Raw genomic sequence first — 23,562 nt, 5'->3', positions numbered from 1 at the left:
AGACCTTATATTAATAATAGTTAGTGTATTTTTATGCAATGTTGCATAATTTTAATATATCAACAAAAGAAATGTTGTAAATTTGTCGTCAACAACAAATGATGCAAACAAATTTATTTTTTTTGGTTCCTTCTAGGAACCAGTATTTTACCGTACGGTTTATCTACAAATCTTTTCAAAAATATTTGCTGGCGGCTTTTTTAATGCTAAGCTCGGTGGGAGTTTGGGGGCAGGCAACTCTTCCAGTGGATCGTTCAACTTGGAATGTTACAACACCAACAGGTTGGACTGATTTTGGAACAGGTTCATATAATTCGTCATTTGCTTGTTCAGGAAATAACGGAGGGAAATTAGATGATTCGAATGATTATTATCAAGTTTTTTTTTCTGGCGTACCAAACCAATTAACTTACAATTTAAAGATATCGGCAAGTGCAACAAGCAGTTTGTTAGTTCAAGAATCAAATAATGGTTCGACATGGACTACCATTTATAATCATACTGCTATACCAACAATCTGTACAAGTTATAGTATTTCATTAAATCCGTTAACGAGATATGTTAGATGGACCTATTTTAAAGTTACTGAAAATGTTACTATTGATGACGTGAACATTACTGGTTTAGTAGAACCCTCCTCAATAAAATCAGGCGACTGGAATGCAGGTTCAACTTGGTCAGCAGGAACAGTTCCTACAGATACAGATAATGTTACAATTTCAGCAGGCCATATTGTTTATAATGAAACATCTCCCATAGTAAGAAATGGAAACACGCAAGTAAACGGAGCGTTTGAATTAAGAAGTGGTGGATATGCTTCTGGGACCGGAGTTTTTATCTACGCGCCAACAGGTTCATTAAATTTTAATATAACAAGTAGTTATGATGTAAATAATACAGATGTTTATTGGCCAACCGCAAACGGTCCCTTCAACGTAAATGTTATAAATGGTGGAATACTTTTAAACGCAGGAGCAGACAGAGTAGTAAACGGAATTTTTTCTGCTGCAAATTCTGGTCCTATTATAAATATTTCATTTCCAGCTGCCACTTTAACTTTAAATGGTACATGTAAAATAAATACGGGAGGTTCATTTGGCTCTTCGCCGATTTTTGGTGCAAGTTCAATTTTGCTATATAATTCTGGAACAAATCCTTACAATAGGGGATTAGAGTGGTCTCAAAATGGAGCTGGTGTCATTGGAACAACACCAGGTTACCCAAATAATGTTCAAGTAAGTAACAACACAGTATTAAATTACCCAAACGGTACACCTTTAAATAAAACAGTGGCCGGAAATCTGACTATAGATAGTGGCAGTAGTTTTTACATGAATTATGGTGGAGGTGCTGCGGGAGGGACGTTAACTGTTGCAGGAAATATTCTAAATAATGGGAATTTTACATTAGGAAATGCAGTAGGTGATGATTTACGGTTACACGGAAATTTCACAAACACAGGAATCTTTAACGCAAAACAAAGAACAGTGTTTTTTAATGGTACAAACTCACAAAGCATTACTGGTGTAACTACATTTGATTATTTAACGATAAATAATGCAGCAGGTGTTACGCTAGCAAGTCCAGTCATCAATACTTTCACTTTAGATTTCACTCAGGGGAAATTAACTTTAGGAGCAAATGATTTAACCATCGGAAGCGGAGGAACAATTGTTAATGCAACTTCTGCAAAATATGTAGTAACCAATGGAGCAGGACAGTTGAAAAGAACAGTAGGAGCAGGTAATACCTTGTTTCCAACAGGAAATATTTCTTATAATCCGATTACGTTTAATAACGCTGGAACCTCCGATATATACGGAGTTAAAGTTGTGAATACTGCGACAGCAGGAGCAGACCCTACGAAAACAGTAACAAGACAATGGGTTACTACCGAAGCGCTTGCTGGCGGAAGTAACCTGGCAGTAATTGCACAATATAATACCGGCGAGACGGGCGCAAACTATAATTCAGGAACGAATCCTTTTATTGGACATAATAATGGTTCTGTTTTTACACAAGTTGCTGCAACAATAGTTGGAGGAAATCCTTTTACGGCAAGTTCAAATACCAATTTTAGTCCTGCCGATTTAACCACAGGAACACAGTATTTCGCCATCGGAAAAGATAATGGATTAATTTCTATACCTGCAAAATATACCGTTTCTAATATTACTCCAACTTCACCGATTGCAGGTTCTGGCTTTAGTGCAACAGTAACTGTGCAAGATGGTTATAATTTGGCTTCTATAGTTTCTTCAAATTCAATTTTCAATTTAACAAGTAATGGAAATGCTGGTACAATTGCGGGAACAACAACGGGAACAATTGTGGCGGGTACAAATTCTTTGGTGGTATCAGGAATTATATTACCGAATGCGGGAACAGCAGTAACACTCACCGCAACAAATTCTTCGGGATTATCTTTAACCACAGGAACAAGTGCGACATTTACTGTTTTGGGAGTGGCGGCTAAATTAGCATTTTCGGGAGTTCCTGCAACAGGCATTGTGGGAAATAATTTGGCATCGTTTACGGTTAGGGCTTTAAGAGCAGATGATTCTTTAGATCCTAATTTTACAGGAACGGTTATGATTGCCAAAGCAAGTGGAAGCGGAACATTGTCCGGAAACTTAAGCGTTGCAGCAGTTGGCGGGATTGCAACATTTAATACTGTACAATTTGATGGAGCAGACACGTACACGATAACGGCAACTTCGGGTAGTTTAGCTTCAGCTACGAGTGGAAATATTGCTATTACGCCAAATCCAGCAAACGCCTTTTTCCGTAGTAATGCCGCGACAGGAAACTGGAATGCTCCCGGAAGTTGGGAAAGTTCAGCAAATGGAAGTACTGGTTGGACTACAGCGACTGTCTCTCCAACTTCCACGGCGAATATGATAGCGATTAGGAATGGGAATAAAATAACAATCAATACTAATGTCACCACAGATCAGTTGGTTATTTCAAGTGGAGGACAATTAACTGTTGATTCAACTATTGGCAAATTAAATATCAGCGATGGAGTCGGATCAGATGTAGATATTCAGAGTGGAGGTATTTTACAGATAATTGCTATCGGACAATATCCTGATACAATAAATTTTTCAGCCAATTCTTCAATGAATGTAAATGGTAAAATATTAGTAGGAGATGGAATTACGACCAACGGAAGTGGATATGACGAATTTGCCACGACTACTACAAGCCAAATAGTTTGGAATGACGGAGCAATTTTTGAATGGAATTCTAAAGGGAATTTTGCTTCAAGTGGCAAGACTTTTTTTCCAGGAGTTTCTTCCACAGTAACTCCAATTTTTAAAATAAGCACTGCGCTAACAGGTGTTGGCGGTGATTCTTTTACTACGATAAATGGTTTATTGCAACTAAATGGTGTTAATCTCAGTTGGCAGGGCGATGGCATAAAAACCTTTAGAAATGGTATAACCGCTAATAATTCAAATTCTATGATTGTAAATTCTGGCAGCGGAAAATGGCAAATCGGTAATGGTTCGGCGGGTAATGCTGAGATTGGAGGTGCAAGCGGAAATCTCACCTTAACAAATGCTAATGGAATTTCAATTAGACCCTTGAGTTATGCAAAGTTAAGCAGTACAACTAAATTAGGTACGAACACTAAATTTAGCGTGGAATCTGGGGCTACATTTGATTTTGGTTTCGATAATGCCAATGTAGCTTTAAACATCATTAAAGATGGTTCAACCGCTGGTCAAGCTTTTAATGCAGCACTGGGCAGTACTTTAAAAATTACATCTCCAAATGGTATTTCTAATGGCGCAAGTGTTTATACAGGAAATGTGCAGATTGGTGCTACAACCGCATCAAGAGTTTTTGATAAAGGTGTAACATTCCATTACATAGGCAGAGCAAATCAGGTGACAGGGAACGGTATTCCAAATCAGCTTACCAGTAAACTAATTGTTGACCTTGATACGCAAACCAGCACACAAGATGATTTAGAATTCAGATCTACGGCAACCACGACTTTTGGAACTGTTGCTGGGGTTAATGGTATTTTAGAGATCAGAAAAGGAAAAGTTCTTGATGAACCAGGAAGTGGATTCCGAAATTATAATGGAGTACTTGAAGATGGCGAAGATGCTACGCAGCGAGGTAATCTTGTGATGTCAGGCGGAAGATACGTAGTTTCTGGTACTGGAACTAAACCATCCTTATCTGGAAGTTATACGTTTTCTACCGGAACAGTAGAATTTACAGGAACTGCGGCCACAAAAATTAGAACAAGTTCAATTCCAAAACAATATTTTAACGTTGATGTTTCCGGTACCAATGTAGAAACCGGTGGGAAAAATTTTATTGTGAATAATTTGTTGCGGGTAACAGATGCAGCTGCGGTATTTACAGTACCTGAAATTGTTTCAGATGCTGATACTCCAAATATTGTTAATGCCAAAAAAGGGATCAGGGTTTTAGCCGGAAAAGCTATTTTTAAAAATAATTCAATTTTAATGCAAGATGTTGATGCTGATAACTTTGGGTACATAAAAATGGAACGTAAAGCAAATGTTCCCTCTATTCAATATAATTATTGGTCATCGCCGGTTAAAAATCAGGATTTATATAGCTTATATCCAGATATTCCTGCTAATACAGTAATGGTTTACAACTCTTTGAATGATAAATTTACTATATTACCTACAGCTAGCAATCCAAAGTCTATTTTTGGGAAAGGATATTCCATCAAGGGATCATCGACTATGGCTCCTGCGGTTAAGTCCATCTTTGTGGGTGAACCAAATAATGAGACAACAGCGGGAATAAAGACTATTTTATTATCAACATTAGGGAGTCATTATAATTTAATTGGTAATCCATATCCTTCTAACCTTAATATATTGTCGCTGTATAATGATGCAGCAAATACAGCACTATTTAACAATACCGATGAAACTCCAACTGCTTATTTTTGGGATAATACGAGTAATGGAGATTTATCACAACAAGGTTCCGGATATACTAATCAAAATTATGCGCAGCTGAATTTATCTAATGGAATGGGAACTCCTGCTCCAAGATTTTCCACCACCGGTAAGAAGCCAAACGGAATTGTTAAACCAGGTCAAGGGTTTATTATGAGAACTACAGGAACGGGTGGAAGTCTTACTTTTAAAAATATATTCAGAACAGCCGTGTCAAAATTTGGAGTCAATGATGGCGTTTATTATAAGGGAGCCAAAGAAAAGAATGATAAATTCTGGCTGACTTTAACTACACCCAATAAAATGAATATTGTCATCGCTTTTGCTTATAATACCGATGCAGAAGATTCTTTAGAGCGTTTTGATAGTAAAATATTTAAGGAAGCGGTAACAGAAAATTTCTACTCTTTAAGTTCAGATGCAAACAAACTGGCAATTCAAAGTAGAAAAGGAGATTTCAATTTGGAAGATAAAATTCCTTTGGGTGTAAAATCTTCTGCGACAGGTTTTCAAAAAATCAGCATTGATGAGAAGTATGGCGCATTTGAAAGTCAAGCTATCTATTTGAAAGATAAACTCCTTAACGTAATCACCAATTTATCCGCTGGATCTTATGAATTTACAACTGCAAAGGGAATCGAGGAAAACCGTTTCGAGATTATTTACAAACCGGAAACCGTTTTGTCAACAGACGATGGCAGCCAAGACCAGCTGCAGCTTTATCGGAATGGGGAATATTTTGTTATTAAATCCGACAAAGGAAATATAAGTGAAGTAGAAGTGTACGATACTTCAGGCAGGTTATATCAAACGATATCCGCTAATTCAAAAGAAGTGAAGATAAATAATTCAGGACTGCCATCGGGAATGTATATCTTGAAAATCAAAAGAGATAACGAAATAATTTCTAGAAAAACAATACGCTAAAATCAATTGTGCTTTGTATATTTGTCCACTAGTCACTGTTACTTTTTCATTTTTTGTAACAGATGTCTAAATTATCACGAAATAAATGAAAAGATTTTTTATATTATTATTGATTTCTCTCTTTACTTCTGTTATGGCGCAGCAGGGCAAAAACCGTTTTGAAGAAGAAGAGCAGTCTGGCTTGGGAAGAGCCACGAATGACACCAATAATAGTCTGGCGGATAATCCGCAAAATGGTCCGGGGAATCCTGGAGATACAGTGCCCATCGATAATTATATACCCGTTTTCATTATTACTGCAGTAGGAATTATCGTTTATCATACTAAGAAAAGTAAAATGCGGTCTGAAACTAGTGATCATTAAAACAATGATTTCCAGAGAGTTCGGTTCTGTATTTTTCTTTGTTTATTGAATTAGGTGACTTTCTAAATTGGCAGCGCCTTTACTTTTCTGCATCTACAAAATTCCTTTATTTTTAAGGTTCTTCTCTATATTTTTATGGACAGAGAAATAGATATTTTGAATCTGCGTGATGATACATTAAAAGACGATATAAACGTTTTTGTCTCAAAACATAAAAGAATACAAGTCATTTTTATCGGAAATCTATACATGACGTGAATTAAGGTAATATGAGTAAGGAAACTTCCGAACGGCACGAAAATTCTGTCTTATAAGATAGTATAAAAGTTTGGAAAAAGTTTTCAATAATTGAAACTTCACAACTTTGAAAAATTTATTGGCCATTATTTTTAACGATAGGAATGAATATCATTTTGGATGTTTGTGTGCATCACCATAACTTTCACATGTTCCAATCTCCTAGACGCATAAGGAAAAATATGCAACGAATTACTATCATATTAATTTCATAATAACTATCTGATTATCAATATAAATATAGAAATTGCTGTAGGTCGCATTATAATTTTATGTGTTCGAATATAAAATAGAATAAATAAAATTTTGAAATATTTAAGAAAATAGATTCTCTAAATCTTCGACGTGACAGAGTAAACTGTAATTTTTTTAAAGAAATCTTTCTAAATTTTATTTATTCTAAGTTTTTATAGCTCTGAAAATTTTCAGAAATTGGATAATAAATCTGTAGATTCAAAAGATTTCCGTACCCAACTTAAATAAAAAGTTTGTATTACTATTTAATTACTGTCAAAGTATAATAGTCAAATCTTATTAATAACTTCTCTTCATTGATTTTAAATTAAAAAATTCTGAAGAAAATAGAAATTTATTTCAGTAAAATAATCACTAGTTACGTCGAACTTTAAAGCATTTTTATTCCTAATAATAAAATACCATTCTTTTTTTTGTAAATTTGCGCGAAATTATATTCGAGATCCTGACGAAAGATATTGTCGTCGATTTTTATACCCACTTAACCTTCCCTTTAAAATGAATTACCGTAAAAGATTGAATACCAGAATTTATGGTGGTGATAATATGATGAACCTTTCTGATGTAAGATATCTTCCCAGATGGATTATTCTGATGATTGACATCTTATTAGTTTTTTGCGCTACCTTTTTTTCCAGTTATATTATCGAGAGAATAAATTATAATACGAAAATTTTCTACGATGATATACCGATGTATGTTTTGATTCTAATCGTGAACGTAATTTTTATGTTTGTGTTTAAAACCTTCGCGGGAATAATCAGACACTCCACTTTTATTGACCTGTTTAAAATTTTACTTGCCACATTTTGCAGTACATTAACCATTACCGCAATTAGCTATACGTACTACATGATTAGCGGATTCAAAATGCTAAGCGCTCATATTCCATTTTTTGTTTTATTCTTCGCCTCCTCATTTATGATTCTCTTTCTCTTCCGTCTTTTTGTAAAAGAATTTTTTCATAGTCTTCGGGAATTTAGAAGAAGTACCTTAAAAAAAAGAATTTTAGTTTTAGGAATCGATGAGACTTCTATTGCATTTGCGAGAGCTATTTTAGATAACGCAAATCTACCTTATCAAGTCGTAGGATTTTTAACACAACGTTACGATTCTAAACGCGCGAAACTTTTAGGAAAACCGATCTATAGTAAAGAGAAAATTGAGAAAAGTGATAAAGAATATCTGGCTTTAGACGGAGTGTTGCTTGTGAAAGAGACTATGACGAAAGAGGAAATGAATTCTTGGGTGAATCTTTTTCTGGAAAAAGATCTGGAGATCTTTAAAGCACCAACCTTACAAAAAGTGCGCGGTAATGATTTGGTCGGCTCCATCCGGAGTTTACAAATTGAAGATCTACTCAACCGAAAACCTATTAAAATTGAAAATACAGATGTCATTAAGAGACATCATAACAGGACTATTTTAATTACAGGGGGCGCCGGATCTATTGGGAGCGAAATCGTTCGTCAGGTTTCGCAGTTTAATCCAGAGCTTATTGTAGTGCTGGATCAGGCGGAAACCCCCATGTACGAAATAGAGATGGAAATGAGAGAAAAATTTCCACACATCAGTTTTAAATTTGTTTTGGCAGATATTTCGTGTGCAGAACGGATGGAGATGATCTTTCAGAAATATCAATTCTCTATGGTTTATCACGCTGCTGCCTATAAACATGTTCCTTTGATCGAAGAAAATCCACACGAGGCTATTCTGGTAAATATTGCAGGCACCAAAAATCTGTCTACAATGGCAAGTAAATATAAAGTCAACAGATTTGTAATGATCTCTACAGATAAAGCCGTGAAACCTACCAATGTAATGGGTGCCTCTAAAAGAGTAGCGGAACTTTTTGTACAGGCACTTCAAAATTGCGAAGGCAACACGACCAAATTTATTACGACGCGTTTTGGAAACGTTCTAGGATCCAACGGGTCTGTAATTCCACATTTTAAAAAACAAATTGAAGCCGGTGGACCTGTTACGATTACCCATCCTGATATCGTACGCTATTTCATGACCATTCCGGAAGCTTGCGAACTGGTTCTTCAGGCAGGAACCATGGGAAAAGGTGGTGAAATTTTTGTCTTCGATATGGGTGAACCGGTTAAAATTGTGGATCTCGCTCGCAGAATGATTAAACTGTCTGGCTTCGATCCGGAAATCGATATTAAAATTGTTTACACCGGTCTTCGTCCAGGAGAAAAACTATATGAAGAGCTTTTGAGTGATAATGCCACCACTATGCCTACTCATCACGAGAAAATAATGATTTCAAAAGATCCTTTAATGAATTTTGAGGACATCGATTCTTTTACAGATCATATCATTAAAGTGGCCTTAAGCAGCGAAAAAATAGAAGTTGTGCAGGTTTTAAAAGATATCGTTACAGATTTTAAAAGTAATAATTCTATTTATGAAGTTTTGGATAAGTAAGATAGAATTGTATATTTGCAAAATTCCTATTTAAACGGTATCAAATGAACAAATTTATATATCTATTCTATTTTTGCGTTCTTCTTTTGTTAACTTCCTGCAAGACAAAACAAAAAGTTAACGAATTTAACTACCTTCAAAATGCAGAGGAAATTGCTATAGAAACTTCTAATAAAACTTCTGTTCCCACCGTGCAAGTAGGCGATCAACTTCTTATATTGGTTACTGCTAAAAATATGGAGGTTGTGAAACCTTTCAATCAGAACTATTACTCTTCAGAAAATTCAATTACTCCCGCTCCCTCTGCTAATGCTAATACATCGGAAAAAACATATCTCGTTAATTCTGAAGGCAATATTGATTTCCCTACATTAGGAATGATCAATACTACGAACAAAACTTTGGAAGAATTGAAGATTGAAATGGTGAACAGAATTTCTGCATATGTTAAGAATCCTACCGTTACGGTAAGATTAGCCAATTTTAAAGTTACCATTTTAGGGGAAGTGTCTAGACCTGGGCAATATACATTAACTGAAGTTGATCCTACTATTTTGAATGCTTTGGGTATGGCAGGAGACTTAACCATGTATGGTAAAAGAGATAATGTACTGGTCGTTCGAAATGTTGATGGAGAAACCATTAAACAACGAATTAATTTGATGGATGCTTCGTTTATTAATTCTCCATTTTATAGAGTAAAACAAGGTGATGTTATCTATATTTCGGCAAATCAAACAAAAGAGAAGAGTGCCCGTCTGGATCCAAATACAAATATCTACATTGCTGTTGCAGGAACTATTATTGGTTTAGCCGGAATTTTCATTACTATTTTCAAAAAATAACTTTACAAGATAAAATTAATGAGCCAAATCTCAAATGCTAAAGGTAAAACTTCGGAGGATCTTAATGTGAAGGAAATGCTTAAACCCTATACCAAGAAATGGCTATGGTTTGTGTTTTCTGTCTTTGTCACAGTAATTTTAGCTTTTTTATTCTTAAAAGTTTCCTCTCCTGTTTATCAAATTGACTCTACGGTATTAATAAAAGATGCAAAAAAATCTCCAGGTGGTAACTTAAGTATGCTCTCTGACATAGGTGGTTTCGGTAATATGTCTACAAGCAGCATCGAAAACGAAATAGAAGTTTTCCGTTCCAAAAAATTAATGAAAGATGTTGTGACAAGTCTTAATCTCCAGACATCTCTTTATGCGGAAAAAAGCTTAAAAAAAACATATCTCTTTGGTGAGAACGCACCTATTTTAGTACAGGTAATAAATGAAAAGGAATATGATGAACCGATAAAAAAGCCTATCGATATCAGAATTGAGGGTGATAAGATCACCTTATCTTCTGAGGAATTTCCAGGTATTATTGTAACTACATATAATAAAACTATAAGTCTTCCGTACGCGAATATTATGATTCGAAAAAATCCACTTGTAAAACAGCACAAGATTAAAGATTTAGGAGATTTGAAATTGAACTACTCGACAGTAGATGGAGCCGTTACTGATTTCCAAAAAGCAACCAACGTGGAGCTAGTTGACAAGGATGCAACAGTAATAGGACTTAGCATTAGGTTACCCAATAAAGAGAAAGCAAAAAGTTTAATTAACAGCCTGGTGCAAGCATATAATAATGATGCTACTAATGATAAAAATTCTGAATCTAAAAAAACAAAGGATTTTATTGATGAACGAATTTCCATTATTTCTAATGAGTTGGGAGATGTAGAATCTCAGAAAGAAACATTTAAACAGGCGAATAAAATTACTGATATACCGAGTGAAGCCGCACTAAGCTTAGGAAAAGCTGCAACAACAAGACAGAAATATATAGAAACTGAAACGCAAATAAGTCTCGCAAACGATTTAATTGGATATATGTCTAAAATAGGGGGAAATCAAACGCTCCCATCTAGTGTGGGCTTAAGTAATCCAACAGCTTCCGCTAACATAAATGCTTATAACCAGTTAATCCTGGAGAGAAATAATCTTTTAGAAAATGCTACCCCTGAAAATCCTGTAGTAGCTGATCTTACAAAGCAAATTACTAATTTACGATCATCTGTGATGGATGGTTTAGTTAAATACAAAGTGGCTCTGCAGATTTCGATGGGCGATATAGAAGCGGAACAAAATACAGTTACTGCTAAAATTTCCAAAATACCTGCACAGGAAAAAATGTTTAGAAGTATTGAAAGACAACAGCAAATCAAAGAAAATCTTTATTTATTGTTGTTAGAAAAGAGAGAAGAAACAGCGATCAATCTAGCGATGACTGCACCAAAGGCTAGAATACTAGATTCAGCTTATGCATCCGAAAAGCCAGTATCTCCAAAAAAAATGATCACAATGGGTATGGCTCTGTTACTTGGTCTTTTATTGCCTTTTGGATGGATTTATCTGAAAGAGTTATTCAATACTAAAATCACTTCAAAACATGACCTCGAAAAACTATCAGATGCACCAATTATCGGGGAATTACCTCGGATTCTAAAAGGACAGGGCGAAATTGTCGAAATTAATGATCTTTCTCCCATGGCGGAAGCTTTTCGAATTATTATTACCAATTTGAATTTCATGTTGCCGAAAAAAGAGTTTGGTAAGATCGTATTTGTCACGTCTACGATTAAAGGAGAAGGTAAAACTTTTGCATCCCTCAATCTCTCTTTAACTTTAGCATCTCCGAATAATAAAGTAGTTATTATAGGTGCAGATATTAGAAATCCGCAATTGCAGCGCTATAATCCATCAAGAAAAGGTTTAGATGGTTTAACAGAATATTTATATAATGAAAGTGAAAAATTAGAAGATATTATTCATGTATCTACTTTTAACCCGAATTTAGATGTGATTTATTCAGGAAGCATCCCTCCAAACCCAACTGAACTTTTAACCAATGGCCGATATAAGATCTTAATCGAAGAATTAAGCAAAGTTTACAATTATATAATTATAGATACTGCTCCATTAATGTTAGTTACAGATACTTTTTTATCTGCAGACATGGCAGACGCAACCATATATGTTACCAGATCTGAATTTACAGAAAATCAGTTGATTGATTTCGCAAATAAACAGATTGAATCCAAAAAAATCAAGAATGTAGCTTTTGTTCTTAATGATGTTAGTAAGAGTAATTTTGGATATGGAAATAAATACGGATATGGTTATGGAACACAAGAAAAAAATTGGTTTCAAAAGCTAAAGGATAAATTTTAATTCATTTTAATTTAAAACTTTACAGAAAAATTAATAAGATTTTCGTTTTCATTTTTTTTAAATAAATTGTCAAAGATAAGCGATATCGCATTTTACCTTTTTAAATGCTTAATATAGGATCTAGAAGTATAAAAGCAAATTATATTCTCAATGTTTTGAGAATTGCATCTATTGCTCTTATCAGTATTTTTACAATTCCACACGTTAGTAGAGTTTTAGGACCTGATAATTTAGGCAAGGTAGAATATATTTTTACGATCATTAATTATTTCGTATTATTTTCAGGTTTAGGAATTCCAATGTATGGAATAAGAGAGATTTCTAAATGTAGAGACAATCCCAGAGAACGAAATAAGGTTGTTTTAGAACTTTATCTGATCTTGTTTGTTACTACAATTATTTCTTATGTAGGAATTGCCTTTATTTACCAATTGAGTTATTTTCAGGAATACAAAGATTTAATACTCATTATGTGCAGTATGGTCTTCTTAAGTAACATTGGCGCAGAATGGTATTTTCAGGGAACAGAAAATCAGCTTTTTATTACTATTCGAAATGTTATATTAAGATTAATTGTATTCGCCTTAATTATATACCTAATTAATACAAGTTCAGACTATAAAATTTATGCATTTTTAATGGTATTTGCAACATTCGGTGCTAATGTCTTAAACTTCGCTATTATCTTTAAAGGTGTATTAAAAGAAAAGTTTAATAAAAATGAATTAGATATTAAAAGGCATTTGAAGCCTATTTTGATTATTTTTGTTGCTACTATATCTGTTAATATCTACTTGCAACTAGACAATCTATTGATTGGTAGTATTTCTGGGGATCGATACGTGGGCTATTATGCCATTGCGAACAAATTAATAAGATTCCTGATCTCTTTCATTACAATTATTGGATCTGTTTTATTACCTAGGGTTTCATATTTATATATTAATGATAAAAATCTTTATCATGAATATTTACGTAAAAGCTTTAATATTCTAGCGTTAATGTCTGTGCCGTTTACTGTTTTCTTTTTTGTGTATGCAGATAATATTATCCATTACATGGGAGGGGAGCAATTTACCGCGTCTATACTTACTATGAAAATATTGTCTCCTTTATGTTTTATTGTTAGTATGGCTTATTTCATGGGTTTTATTATATTGTATCCTCAAAATAAAGAGAAAATATATACCGTTGCTACTATAATTTCTGCTGTTTTCAGTCTGTGTGTTAATTATTTTGCAATCACCTATTATCAACAAAATGGCGCCGCCGTAGTTGCAGTCCTTTCGGAGTTATTAGCCATTGCAATCATGTTCTACTTCTTAAAAAAAGAAGAGTTGTTAAAAAACATGGTAGACCGTAATTTTTTAAAGATTACTTTAGCGGGCTTAGCAATGTTAATTTTTTCTTTCGGACTTAAAATGCTGATCGGGCAGAATATATTCTTATTTGTTCCCGTTGTGTTTTTTAGTTTTATGGTTTATTTGTTAGCGTCACTGGTATTAAAAGAGAAATTTTTATCAGAGCTCTTCAATTCGCTGCTTTTAAAAATTAAAAATAGAAACGCATAAAAATTTTTAATCATGAGAGACATTAATAAAAACAAATCCTATTTAATATAAAGTAATTTTTAATGTTGGTATTAGCGGTAATATTTTTATTTCATTTTTTAATCGGACAATTTTTAGACATTTCTAAAAATAAGTTAGCCAATTATTTGGTCAGCATTGCTCTGCTTGCTACAGTTTTCTATTTTACACTGGGCGTTACAGAAACTTCAGACAATTTCATGTTCCAATTTTTTTATGAAAATGACTGGGATAAGATAGATCCTATGTTCATTCTTTTGATGAAGATCATGAACTATTTTCATTTTGATTATCACGCTTTTTATCAGCTTCATTTGGTTATCTATACTTTAGCTTATTTCTTTTTTATCTCCAGATATACTAAAAACATTTTTTATGTATTTTTAGTATTCTTTGTGCTGTACTACGTTCCTTACGTAAATCAAATTAGATATTATTTGGCTTTTCCATTCTTTCTTCTTTCCATTCATTACTTTATTCAAAAAAGAAATTGGATTTTATTTACACTTTTTACAGTGCTTGCATTAACATCGCACTCCACCACGATCTTATTATATGGTTTTATTCCACTTTACTATCTTATCTCTACTAAATCCTATTTTAAGATATTATTTATAGCATCTGGAGTCACATTTATAGTGGTATTGGCTCTTTTCCAGCTAGGTATTGCTCAGGAAATAGAACATTTTGGCGATTATTTTGACAAAGGCATGACTAGCTCGGTAGCTGGCGGTTTTTTTAATGCAGTTCCCTATTTTATCTACATAACTTACCTATATATCATTGATAAGCGCTACCGGAAAAAATATCCTGATTTCGCCGAAGATAAAACCTACCTTTTATTAAGCAAATTTTCATTTTTCTGTATAATTTTTATTCCAGCTTCTTTCTTCATTCAGGTTTTAGGTCATCGTTTTGTATTTCCCTTTCTTATTGTTTGGATGATATTTTATTTATACACCATTCGCAACGAGCCTCCGAAACGTAAATTTTTCAGTTTTTTGATAGCAGGATTTGTTCATTTACTCGTTGCGTTCAGTATTTATATTTTATCCTTTTACGTGTTAGGTACGACATTTTACGAAGATGAATTATACAAATCGGTGCGTTCAATTGAATATTTTGATTTTATTTACTTCTTTAAATAATAATTTCCTAAGACACCACTATTTTAATTAGAGCTAATGCATAAAAAAATATCTATCATTATTGTTACCTACAAATCCCAGGTATACATGAATGACTGCTTGTATTCTATTCAAAATTTTTTAGATATTGAGGCATCAGATCTGGAAGTGATTATTGTAGACAACAGTTCTGGAAGAGATGCTGATGAAATGAAAATACTTTCTGAATCCCACCCTTTGAACAAAACCTTGTCCATTAGATATTTGCATAACGTGACTAATTTAGGATACGGCCAAGGTAACAATGTCGGTATCAAGGCGAGTAGTGGCGATATAATATGTATTATGAATCCCGATGTTAGATTTAGCACTCCTCTGCTTAAAGACGCAGTAGAGAAATTTAAATCGAAGCGGGTTGCATTAGTAGCATATAAGCAGTTAGGCGGATATAACTACTCCTTTTACATGAAGCCAGAATGTAGAAATAGATTTGTAACTTTTATCACTAAAATCGCAAACAAGGTTGATGTTTTTTTACCAAAGTGCTTTTATTTGTCTGGAGCTTTCTTTTTTGTAGATAGAAAAATGTTCGAAATGGTGAACAATTTTGACGAAAATATCTTTATGTATTTTGAAGAACCAGATATTGCAAATCGACTGCAAGATGCTGGTTACAAAATAAAATACGATAATTCAAAAACATATTTCCACTTAGTTGGCGATCGGGTAGAGTGGTCAGAAATAACCTTTGCGCGGGAAATGGATTCTTTACTCTACTATTTAAGTAAGTATGGAATTGATCAGAAAAAGTATTTAAAATCAATGCTTTCTGAAGTAAAAATAAAATTGAAAATTGCGCAATTCTTAAATGATAAAGTAAGAATAGATAATTTTAAAACTGAGATAACTTACCGGCAGAAACATTTAAATGACTCCAATTATAAATCTAATTAATGACAAAGAATAAAAATAAAGAAATTATCGCGATTGGTACCACCACTCAAAACAATAAAATGGTAAATGGTCAATCGATGATGTTCCAATTATTGGTGGATGAAATGCAGAAAGTAAATTTTACTCCGATCATCGTCGATTTTGGTCTTTCTTTTTCGGAAAAGTCCAATAATACAAGAGTTTCCGGAAAATTTAGTTACACGAAAATGATTGATAATGTGCTTGTATTAATCAAGTTTTACAAAGCTATATTATTTCACTCAAATGCACCTATTTACTTAAATACCTCGCAAAGTAAGGTTGGTTTTATACGTGATTTCATCATTATAAATTCTGCCGCATTTTTTAAGAGAAAGATTATTGCTCACCAGTTTGGCGCGAATTACACGAGATATTATGCGGAACAGTCTGCTGAAAACAAGGAACGCATTCGATCCACTTTACAAAAAACATACAAAGTTGTGGTAGAAGGAGACTATACCAAGGAGCAGTTTTCTTTTTTACCTAATTACAAGGAAAAAGTTATTTCCATCCCAAATGGCTTACCTGAAAAAATTGATATCACGAAAATTTTTCCAAAGAAAATTTTTCCAAATGAACCTGTAAAAATGCTTTATTTAAGCAATATGATTGAGTCAAAAGGCTTTTGGGATGTTTTAGAAGCCTTCAGGATCTTAGTAGTTGAGAAAAATCAAAATGTAACTATTGTTTTTGCGGGTAAATTTTTCGGAGATACGGAGGATACCAAGTTTATAAATCCAGAAGATGCTAAAAAAGCATTTTTAGATTTCATAGAGAGTCATAACTTAAAAGACAGAGTTACCTATTGCGGAAACGGTCTCTATGGAAAGGAAAAAGCTGAAGCATTTCTTAATGCTAATTTCTTTTTACTCCCAAGTTATTATATTAATGAAGGACAACCAGCTTCTGTTTTAGAGGCTTTAGCATATGGGTGTGTTCCTATAACAACAAAGCATAGATTAATTCCAATGATGGTGACAAATGAAAACGGTGCGTTTGTAAATCCCAAATCACCGCATGAGATTGCTGATAAAGTTGAAATCTTTATAAATAATCCCGATAAATATAATCAACATTCACAAGCTGCGATTCAGGATTATAATCATAAATTTACCGCGGAAAAATACATGTCACAAATAATTAAATTATTGAGCTAAAATGAATATTAAAAATAGAACGCTTCTTATAACAGGTGGTACAGGCTCTTTTGGAACTGCGGTATTGTGTAAATTTATTAATACCGATCATTTTAAAGAAATACGAATTTTTTCCAGAGATGAAAAAAAACAAGATGACATGCGCAAACAGTTTAATAATGATAAGTTAAAATTTTATATTGGAGATGTTCGAGATTACAGCAGTGTAGATTCTGTAATGAGGGGAGTAGATTACGTATTTCATGCAGCCGCGCTTAAGCAGGTGCCTTCTTGTGAATTTTTTCCTATGCAGGCTGTGAAAACGAATGTAGAAGGAACTCACAATGTAATTGATGCTGCCGTTAAAAATAAGGTAAAAAAAGTGATCTGTTTAAGTACAGATAAAGCAGCCTATCCTATAAATGCAATGGGGATTTCTAAAGCGATGATGGAAAAAGTAGCAATTGCCGCCTCCCGTAATGCGGGAGAAACAGTGGTCTGTTTAACCAGATACGGAAATGTGATGGCATCACGAGGTTCTGTAATTCCATTATTTATCAACCAGATAAAATCCGGAAATCCAATTACCATTACCGATCCGAATATGACCCGTTTTTTAATGTCTTTAGATGAAGCAGTAGATCTGGTACTGTTCGCATTTGAACATGGTAAACCAGGGGACTTATTTGTAAATAAAGCTCCTGCCGGAACGATTGAAAATTTAGCTTTAGCACTAAAAGAGATTTTTAAAGCCGATAATGAAATTCGAACGATCGGTACACGTCACGGAGAAAAGTTGTATGAAACTCTTTGCACGAGGGAAGAGATGATTAATGCAGAAGATATGGGAGAATTTTTTAGAATTCCTGCGGATAACAGAGATTTAAACTATGCTAAATATTTCTCCGAAGGAACTTATGAGATTTCTCATGTTGAAGAGTATCACTCTCATAATACCAACCAATTAGATTTAGAGGGAATGAAAAAGCTTTTTCTTAATCTTCCAATTGTGCGAAAAGAGATTCCGGAGTAAGATTGTGGTGAAGATGATGATCTAAAAAGTTTTCCGTAAAAATGCTTTAATTATTCGTTCTATGTAAATTTAAAACGTATAAAATACATTTATAAAATTAATAGTAAGTAGAGAAAAACATGTTCTCGCGACAAATAAAACATTTATGATAGTTGGAAATGGACTTTTAGCAAAAAGTTTTAGTGATTTTGATGATGACGAATTTTTAATTTTTGTTTCTGGAGTGTCAAACTCTTTAGAAACTAATCCGTTGGCGTTTAATCGGGAGGAAGATTTATTAAAAATATCATTAGAAAATCATCCAAAAAAAAAGATAATTTACTTTTCAACCTGCAGTATTTACGACAGTACCAAAATATTAAGTCTTTATGTTCTTCACAAATTAAAAATGGAGGCAATCATTAAAGAGAAAGCAGATAGATTTATCATTTATAGGGTTGGTAACGTTGTTGGAAAGGGCGGAAATAACAATACTCTTTTTAATTTTTTATGTCATAAAATTAAGAACAATGAAAATTTTAGATTATACAAGAATGCAAAAAGACCTTTGATTGATGTAGAAGATATTTCACTTTATTTTGATGCAGATAAACATAGGTCGCTTAACCAAATCGTTGACATCTCGTATCCTTATCAGTATTCTTTGCCGGAAATTGTGACCGCAATTGAGAATTATTACCAAATCAATTCTCTGCATACACCAGTTTGGGAAGGTGAGGAATATACAGTTTCATTTTCCAAGGAAATTGATCATTTTTTTAAAGATAAGGACCCTGTCCATTATCTTGCAGAAATGGTTAAAAAATATGCAGAATAATTTAAAGGATTAACACATAATTGTTGATCTAATCGGGAATACTTGGTAGAAATTTTGGATTATTACTCTTTAATTTAGCTTTAAGCCTCTCATTCTTTCTTTTGCCAAAATCGATAATATTCGAAGAATAATCATTTTTCTTTGAGAGGTAAGTTTGAGTATCGTCTATACTTTCATTGGAGCCCAAAGTTTTGTTATGAGAAAAATTATTATACTCAGATTTCCCTGCTAATTTCAGTATATTTTGGTTTTGTGCACTTAGTACATTAACCGCGAAAAAATTAGAAGTTATATCATTTCCTGTCGCATTATTTAAATATATGTTATTAAAATGCTGCTCAAAGTAATTGTTCTGCACAAAATTATTTGATGCATTATTGATCAAAATGCCGGTGCCTATGGTATAGAGATTTGTGTCATCCTCATTTTTTGCAGGTTCCAGAAGATGAGCAATATTGTTTTCAATCATATTATTATTCACGAAGTTAGCGTAAGAATTATTTTGGATTAAAAGGCCCAAAGCATTATTTCGAATTTCATTATTAGTGAGGTACGCACTCGTTGAAGTTTGATCGATTATCACTCCAATTCTATTGTTTTTTATAAAGCAGTTCGTAATAAAGTTGTAATAGCTGGACGATATTTCTATTCCACTCCAAAGAAATCCGTCTATATTACAATTCTCTATCCTATTTCTAATTCCTAAAATTTTAATTCCCACACTTTTTGGATTGTTCCTTTTCAGATCTTTCCATTCAAACGGGTTTTTGCTAAATTCAGGACCAGTAATTGTGAGATTTTTAATAGTGTTGTAAGCATTATTGATATCAGCTTCATTTTTATTGACTTCTAAAATTATAGCTTCGTGTTCATTTGTTAAAACATTTAGTACGGTTGAGTTTGCAGATTCTCCTTCCAAACTTATATACTTATTAAGGATGATAGGTTCTGTTAGAATGTAGTTACCCGTTGGTATGAGCAGCGTTATATGTTTTTTTTGAGTAGAGTACTTTTTTTTAATATCTGTTAGGGCTTTGTAAAAGGTGCTGCTGTTTTTTGCACTGCCGTAGGATGAAAGATTCACCGTTTGGCTTTTTACAGATATTCCAAGGATTAAAAAAAATGACAGCAATATTTTTCCCATATTAAATAATTAGAGATTAAACTTAGCAAAAAAAAATTAAATTTAGTACTTTTGCCTCTTAAACTATGAAAAAACTAAAAGTAGCGACAGTTCTTGGAACGCGCCCCGAAATCATTAGACTTGCAGAATGTATTAAGCTTTGCGATCAGTTCTTTGAACATATATTAATTCATACAGGCCAGAATTATGATTATGAATTAAACGAGATTTTCTTTGAAGATTTAAATCTTAGAAAGCCTGACATTTTTCTAAATGTTGCAGGTAAGCATTTAGGGGAAACAATTGGAAACGTAATTGCAAAGTCGTACGAAGTGTTGGCTATAGAAATGCCAGATGCGCTGTTGGTTTTGGGTGATACAAACAGTGTTCTATGTACAATTGCGGCAAAAAGATTAAAAATCCCAATTTTCCATATGGAAGCCGGAAACAGATGTTTTGATCAAAATGTACCGGAAGAAATAAACCGAAAAATTTCTGACCACATTTCAGATATAAATTTGACCTACACAGAAAATAGTCGCAGATACCTTCTTAGTGAAGGTTTTCGAAAAGATCATGTATTTGTAACTGGATCGCCTCTTTTTGAGGTGCTGGAAAAATATAATGATAAAATAAATGCATCTGAAGTTCTATCGAATTTAGGGTTAACAGATGGGAAATATATGGTGGTTAGTGCACATCGTGAAGAGAATATTGATATAAAAAATCACTTCGAAATTCTTTCCGATTCATTAAATGCTGTTGCTGAAAAATATCAAATGCCAATTATTTTCTCAACACATCCTAGAACTAAAAACAGAATAGAAACTAATAATATTAATTTTCATCCCTTGATTAAAAACGTGCCGCCACTTGGATTTTTTGATTATGTGAAATTGCAAAAACATGCGTATATTGTGCTTTCAGACAGCGGTACAATTAGCGAAGAATCAGCGATGATGGGTTTTCCAGCTGTAAGTATAAGAACTAGTACTGAGAGACCAGAAGCGATTGATGCAGGTACAATTGTCTTGGGCGGAATTTCAAAAGAACAAATGATTAATGCTATTGATGTAACTAAAGGGCTTTTTAATCGTCAAATTCAACTTCCACTAGAGTATCAGGTAAAAAATACGGCTGATCGAGTAATAAAGGTGATACAAAGCTACACCTCAATCATTAATAAAGTAACTTGGGATAAGAAATGAACAGTGTAAAAGTTTTAGTTTTAGGAATTAAAGGAATGGCTGGCCATCTCATATATAATTATCTTCAGTATTATACCAGTTACAGCATTTATGGTCTTGCGAGAGATATAGAGAAATCTCCCCAAACTTTTAATTTAGATGTATTGGAAACCGAAGTATTGCAAAAAATAATCATTGAGAATCGCTTTGATTTTGTGATTAATTGTATTGGGATTCTTAACGAAGACGCAGAAAAAAATCCATCTAAAGCAATATGGTTCAATTCTTATTTCCCACATTTTCTGGAACAAATCACTCAAAATACCTTGACTAAAATTATTCATATTAGTACAGATTGTGTTTTCGATGGAACAAAAGGTAATTATTCAGAAAATTCGACTAAAGACGGGAAAGGTTTTTATGCACAATCTAAAGCTTTAGGCGAAATTGAAAATTCGAAAGATCTTACAATCCGAACCTCTATAATTGGTCCAGAACTTAGTAACGCGGGAATAGGTTTGTTTCATTGGTTTATGAGTCAAAAAGGTGAAATTAACGGATATACATCTGCCTATTGGAGTGGCGTTACAACGCTTGAACTTGCAAAAGCAATTCACTATAGTATGGAAAACCCTACCAGCGGCCTTGTTCATTTAACAAATGGTATCCCAATTAATAAATTTGACCTGATCAATTTATTTAAGGATATTTGGAAAATGAATGAGATCACTATAATACCGTATTCAAGTAAGATAACTGATAAATCTTTACAAAAATCAGATAAATTTCTGTACCAAGCATCTAATTACAAGCAAATGCTGGAAGAGCAGTATATTTGGATGAATTCGTTTCCCAAATTATATGCATATTAAGAGTTGAAATGAATATATTATTTGTTTTTTTTACATTGCCGCATCTGTCACAATCTTCTATGTACAGTGATCTTGTAAATGAGTTTAAAAAAAATGGGCACAGTGTTTATCCGATGGCTCCAGCCAATACTAAGCTTTTAAACTCTCAAGTATTAGTTGAGAATGATGTTGAGGTTCTAAGGGTAAGGACACTTGATGGTTTTAGCAGTAATAAGTATAAAAAAGGAGTAGCAAATTTACTATTTTCCTATCAGTATAAGAAGGCTTTTAATTATTTCTGGAAAAATAAGGAAATCGACTTAATCATTGTTGCCACGCCGTCTGTCATGTTTGCGAATTTTATTACACATATTAAAACCAGCACTGGGGCTAGAGTGTATTTGATGCAGAAAGATATCTTTCCACAAAATGCAGTGGACTTAGGTTTAATGAAAAAAGATAGTATAATCTATAAATTTTTCAAAAAGCATGAAATTAAATTAATGGCATCAGCAGATTCTATTGGAGCAACTTCACCAGGAAATGTACACTATCTTTTAAAAAACTATAGGTTTTTAGAAGTAGATAAAGTTCATTTACTATATAACAGTACTAAATTAATTGATGTTAAGGCTAAAAGCCAGGAACAACTTAAAAAATATAATTTGCAAGAAAAATTTATAGTTGTTTTTGGAGGAAATATGGGTAGACCACAGCAAATGGAAAATGTTCTAAAACTTGCTGCCAGTTCAACGATTTTTCCCGAAGTTCTGTTCTTAATTATCGGTCATGGAACCGAAGTGGAAAGGTTAAAAAAACATGTAAGTATTCAGGAAATTAGTAATGTGCGATTTATAGATAATCTTCCGAGAGAGGATTATTTTAATCTATTGACCAACTGTAATATCGGATTAATTAGTCTACACCAGGATTTCACAGTCCCAAATACGCCCATGAAATTGAATGATTATCTTAATGCAGGAATTCCAATTCTTGCGTCAATTGATAGATCAACAGATCTGGGCGAAATACTAGTGCAAAATAAGATGGGGTTATTCGCCTATGCTGATTCGCCAGAAGATTTGTTCTTGAAGTTCAAACTGCTTTATGAAAATCCAGATATCTGCCGGGAATTTGGAAAAAACGGAAAGCAATTCTGTTATCAAAATTTCGGTATAGAAAAAACTTATCAGGAGATTGTTAAAAGGGCGAAACTTCCTTAAAAAAAAGTATTTGTAGATTTGTAAACCTTTCTGT

The 23,562-nt window shown here is 33.3% G+C and carries 15 protein-coding genes; 14 read left to right on the top strand and 1 reads right to left on the bottom strand.

All coding sequences use genetic code 11. The annotated features are described in order from the left end of the window. Positions 1–98 precede the first annotated feature (98 nt). The 11 genes from ACZ9HT_RS10730 (at position 99) to ACZ9HT_RS10680 (ending at position 19,144) form a co-directional block, all read left to right on the top strand. Positions 99–5,888 carry a T9SS type A sorting domain-containing protein gene (locus tag ACZ9HT_RS10730; RefSeq protein WP_476040482.1) on the top strand — a complete coding sequence of 1,930 codons (5,790 nt, stop codon included), beginning with the start codon at positions 99–101 and terminating at the stop codon, positions 5,886–5,888. An 85-nt stretch (positions 5,889–5,973) separates the two neighbouring features. Continuing rightward, positions 5,974–6,252: a hypothetical protein gene (locus tag ACZ9HT_RS10725; protein WP_476040481.1), complete on the top strand. Its 279-nt coding sequence runs from the start codon at positions 5,974–5,976 to the stop codon at positions 6,250–6,252. Positions 6,253–7,302: 1,050 nt separating this feature from the next. After that, on the top strand, positions 7,303–9,240 hold the full coding sequence (locus ACZ9HT_RS10720; RefSeq protein ID WP_476040480.1) for a polysaccharide biosynthesis protein: 1,938 nt from the start codon (positions 7,303–7,305) through the stop codon (positions 9,238–9,240). 44 nt (positions 9,241–9,284) lie between these two features. Then, complete coding sequence (locus tag ACZ9HT_RS10715; protein WP_476040479.1) at positions 9,285–10,085, top strand: polysaccharide biosynthesis/export family protein; 801 nt, start codon at positions 9,285–9,287, stop codon at positions 10,083–10,085. A gap of 18 nt (positions 10,086–10,103) precedes the next feature. Next, the gene (locus tag ACZ9HT_RS10710; protein ID WP_476040478.1) at positions 10,104–12,467 is read left to right on the top strand and encodes a GumC family protein; all 2,364 of its coding nucleotides are present in this window, start codon (positions 10,104–10,106) and stop codon (positions 12,465–12,467) included. 104 nt (positions 12,468–12,571) lie between these two features. Continuing rightward, a complete protein-coding gene (locus ACZ9HT_RS10705) occupies positions 12,572–14,038 on the top strand; it encodes a flippase (protein WP_476040477.1) in 1,467 nt (488 codons plus the stop codon). A 62-nt stretch (positions 14,039–14,100) separates the two neighbouring features. Then, a complete protein-coding gene (locus tag ACZ9HT_RS10700) occupies positions 14,101–15,204 on the top strand; it encodes an EpsG family protein (protein ID WP_476040476.1) in 1,104 nt (367 codons plus the stop codon). 36 nt (positions 15,205–15,240) lie between these two features. Next, positions 15,241–16,137 carry a glycosyltransferase gene (locus tag ACZ9HT_RS10695; RefSeq protein ID WP_476040475.1) on the top strand — a complete coding sequence of 299 codons (897 nt, stop codon included), beginning with the start codon at positions 15,241–15,243 and terminating at the stop codon, positions 16,135–16,137. Next, on the top strand, positions 16,137–17,315 hold the full coding sequence (locus ACZ9HT_RS10690; RefSeq protein WP_476040474.1) for a glycosyltransferase family 4 protein: 1,179 nt from the start codon (positions 16,137–16,139) through the stop codon (positions 17,313–17,315). Before ACZ9HT_RS10695 ends, ACZ9HT_RS10690 begins: the two co-directional genes overlap by 1 nt. Position 17,316: 1 nt before the next feature. Continuing rightward, on the top strand, positions 17,317–18,327 hold the full coding sequence (locus ACZ9HT_RS10685) for a polysaccharide biosynthesis protein (protein WP_476040473.1): 1,011 nt from the start codon (positions 17,317–17,319) through the stop codon (positions 18,325–18,327). A gap of 145 nt (positions 18,328–18,472) precedes the next feature. After that, positions 18,473–19,144 (top strand): NAD-dependent epimerase/dehydratase family protein, encoded by a 672-nt coding sequence (locus ACZ9HT_RS10680; protein ID WP_476040472.1) that lies wholly within the window; start codon positions 18,473–18,475, stop codon positions 19,142–19,144. Between the two features lie 28 nt (positions 19,145–19,172). Here the strand turns inward: ACZ9HT_RS10680 and ACZ9HT_RS10675 are convergent, their stop codons facing one another. After that, a complete protein-coding gene (locus ACZ9HT_RS10675; RefSeq protein WP_476040471.1) occupies positions 19,173–20,288 on the bottom strand; it encodes a right-handed parallel beta-helix repeat-containing protein in 1,116 nt (371 codons plus the stop codon). 65 nt (positions 20,289–20,353) lie between these two features. Here ACZ9HT_RS10675 and wecB point away from each other — a divergent pair, with 65 nt between their 5' ends. From wecB to ACZ9HT_RS10660, 3 genes are read left to right on the top strand one after another with little or no spacing between them, the layout of a single operon-like run. Next, positions 20,354–21,475 carry a non-hydrolyzing UDP-N-acetylglucosamine 2-epimerase gene (gene wecB / locus ACZ9HT_RS10670; RefSeq protein ID WP_476040470.1) on the top strand — a complete coding sequence of 374 codons (1,122 nt, stop codon included), beginning with the start codon at positions 20,354–20,356 and terminating at the stop codon, positions 21,473–21,475. Further along, positions 21,472–22,326, top strand: coding sequence for a dTDP-4-dehydrorhamnose reductase family protein (locus ACZ9HT_RS10665; RefSeq protein WP_476040469.1), 855 nt, complete (start codon positions 21,472–21,474; stop codon positions 22,324–22,326). The genes wecB and ACZ9HT_RS10665 overlap by 4 nt, the downstream gene beginning before the upstream one ends. An 8-nt stretch (positions 22,327–22,334) precedes the next feature. Next, positions 22,335–23,528: a glycosyltransferase family 4 protein gene (locus ACZ9HT_RS10660; protein ID WP_476040468.1), complete on the top strand. Its 1,194-nt coding sequence runs from the start codon at positions 22,335–22,337 to the stop codon at positions 23,526–23,528. Positions 23,529–23,562: the final 34 nt, after the last annotated feature.

The organism is Chryseobacterium sp. UYP7, assembly GCF_056279225.1.
Note: the sequence above shows the minus strand (reverse complement) of the source record. Positions and strands in the feature narration are given on the sequence as shown.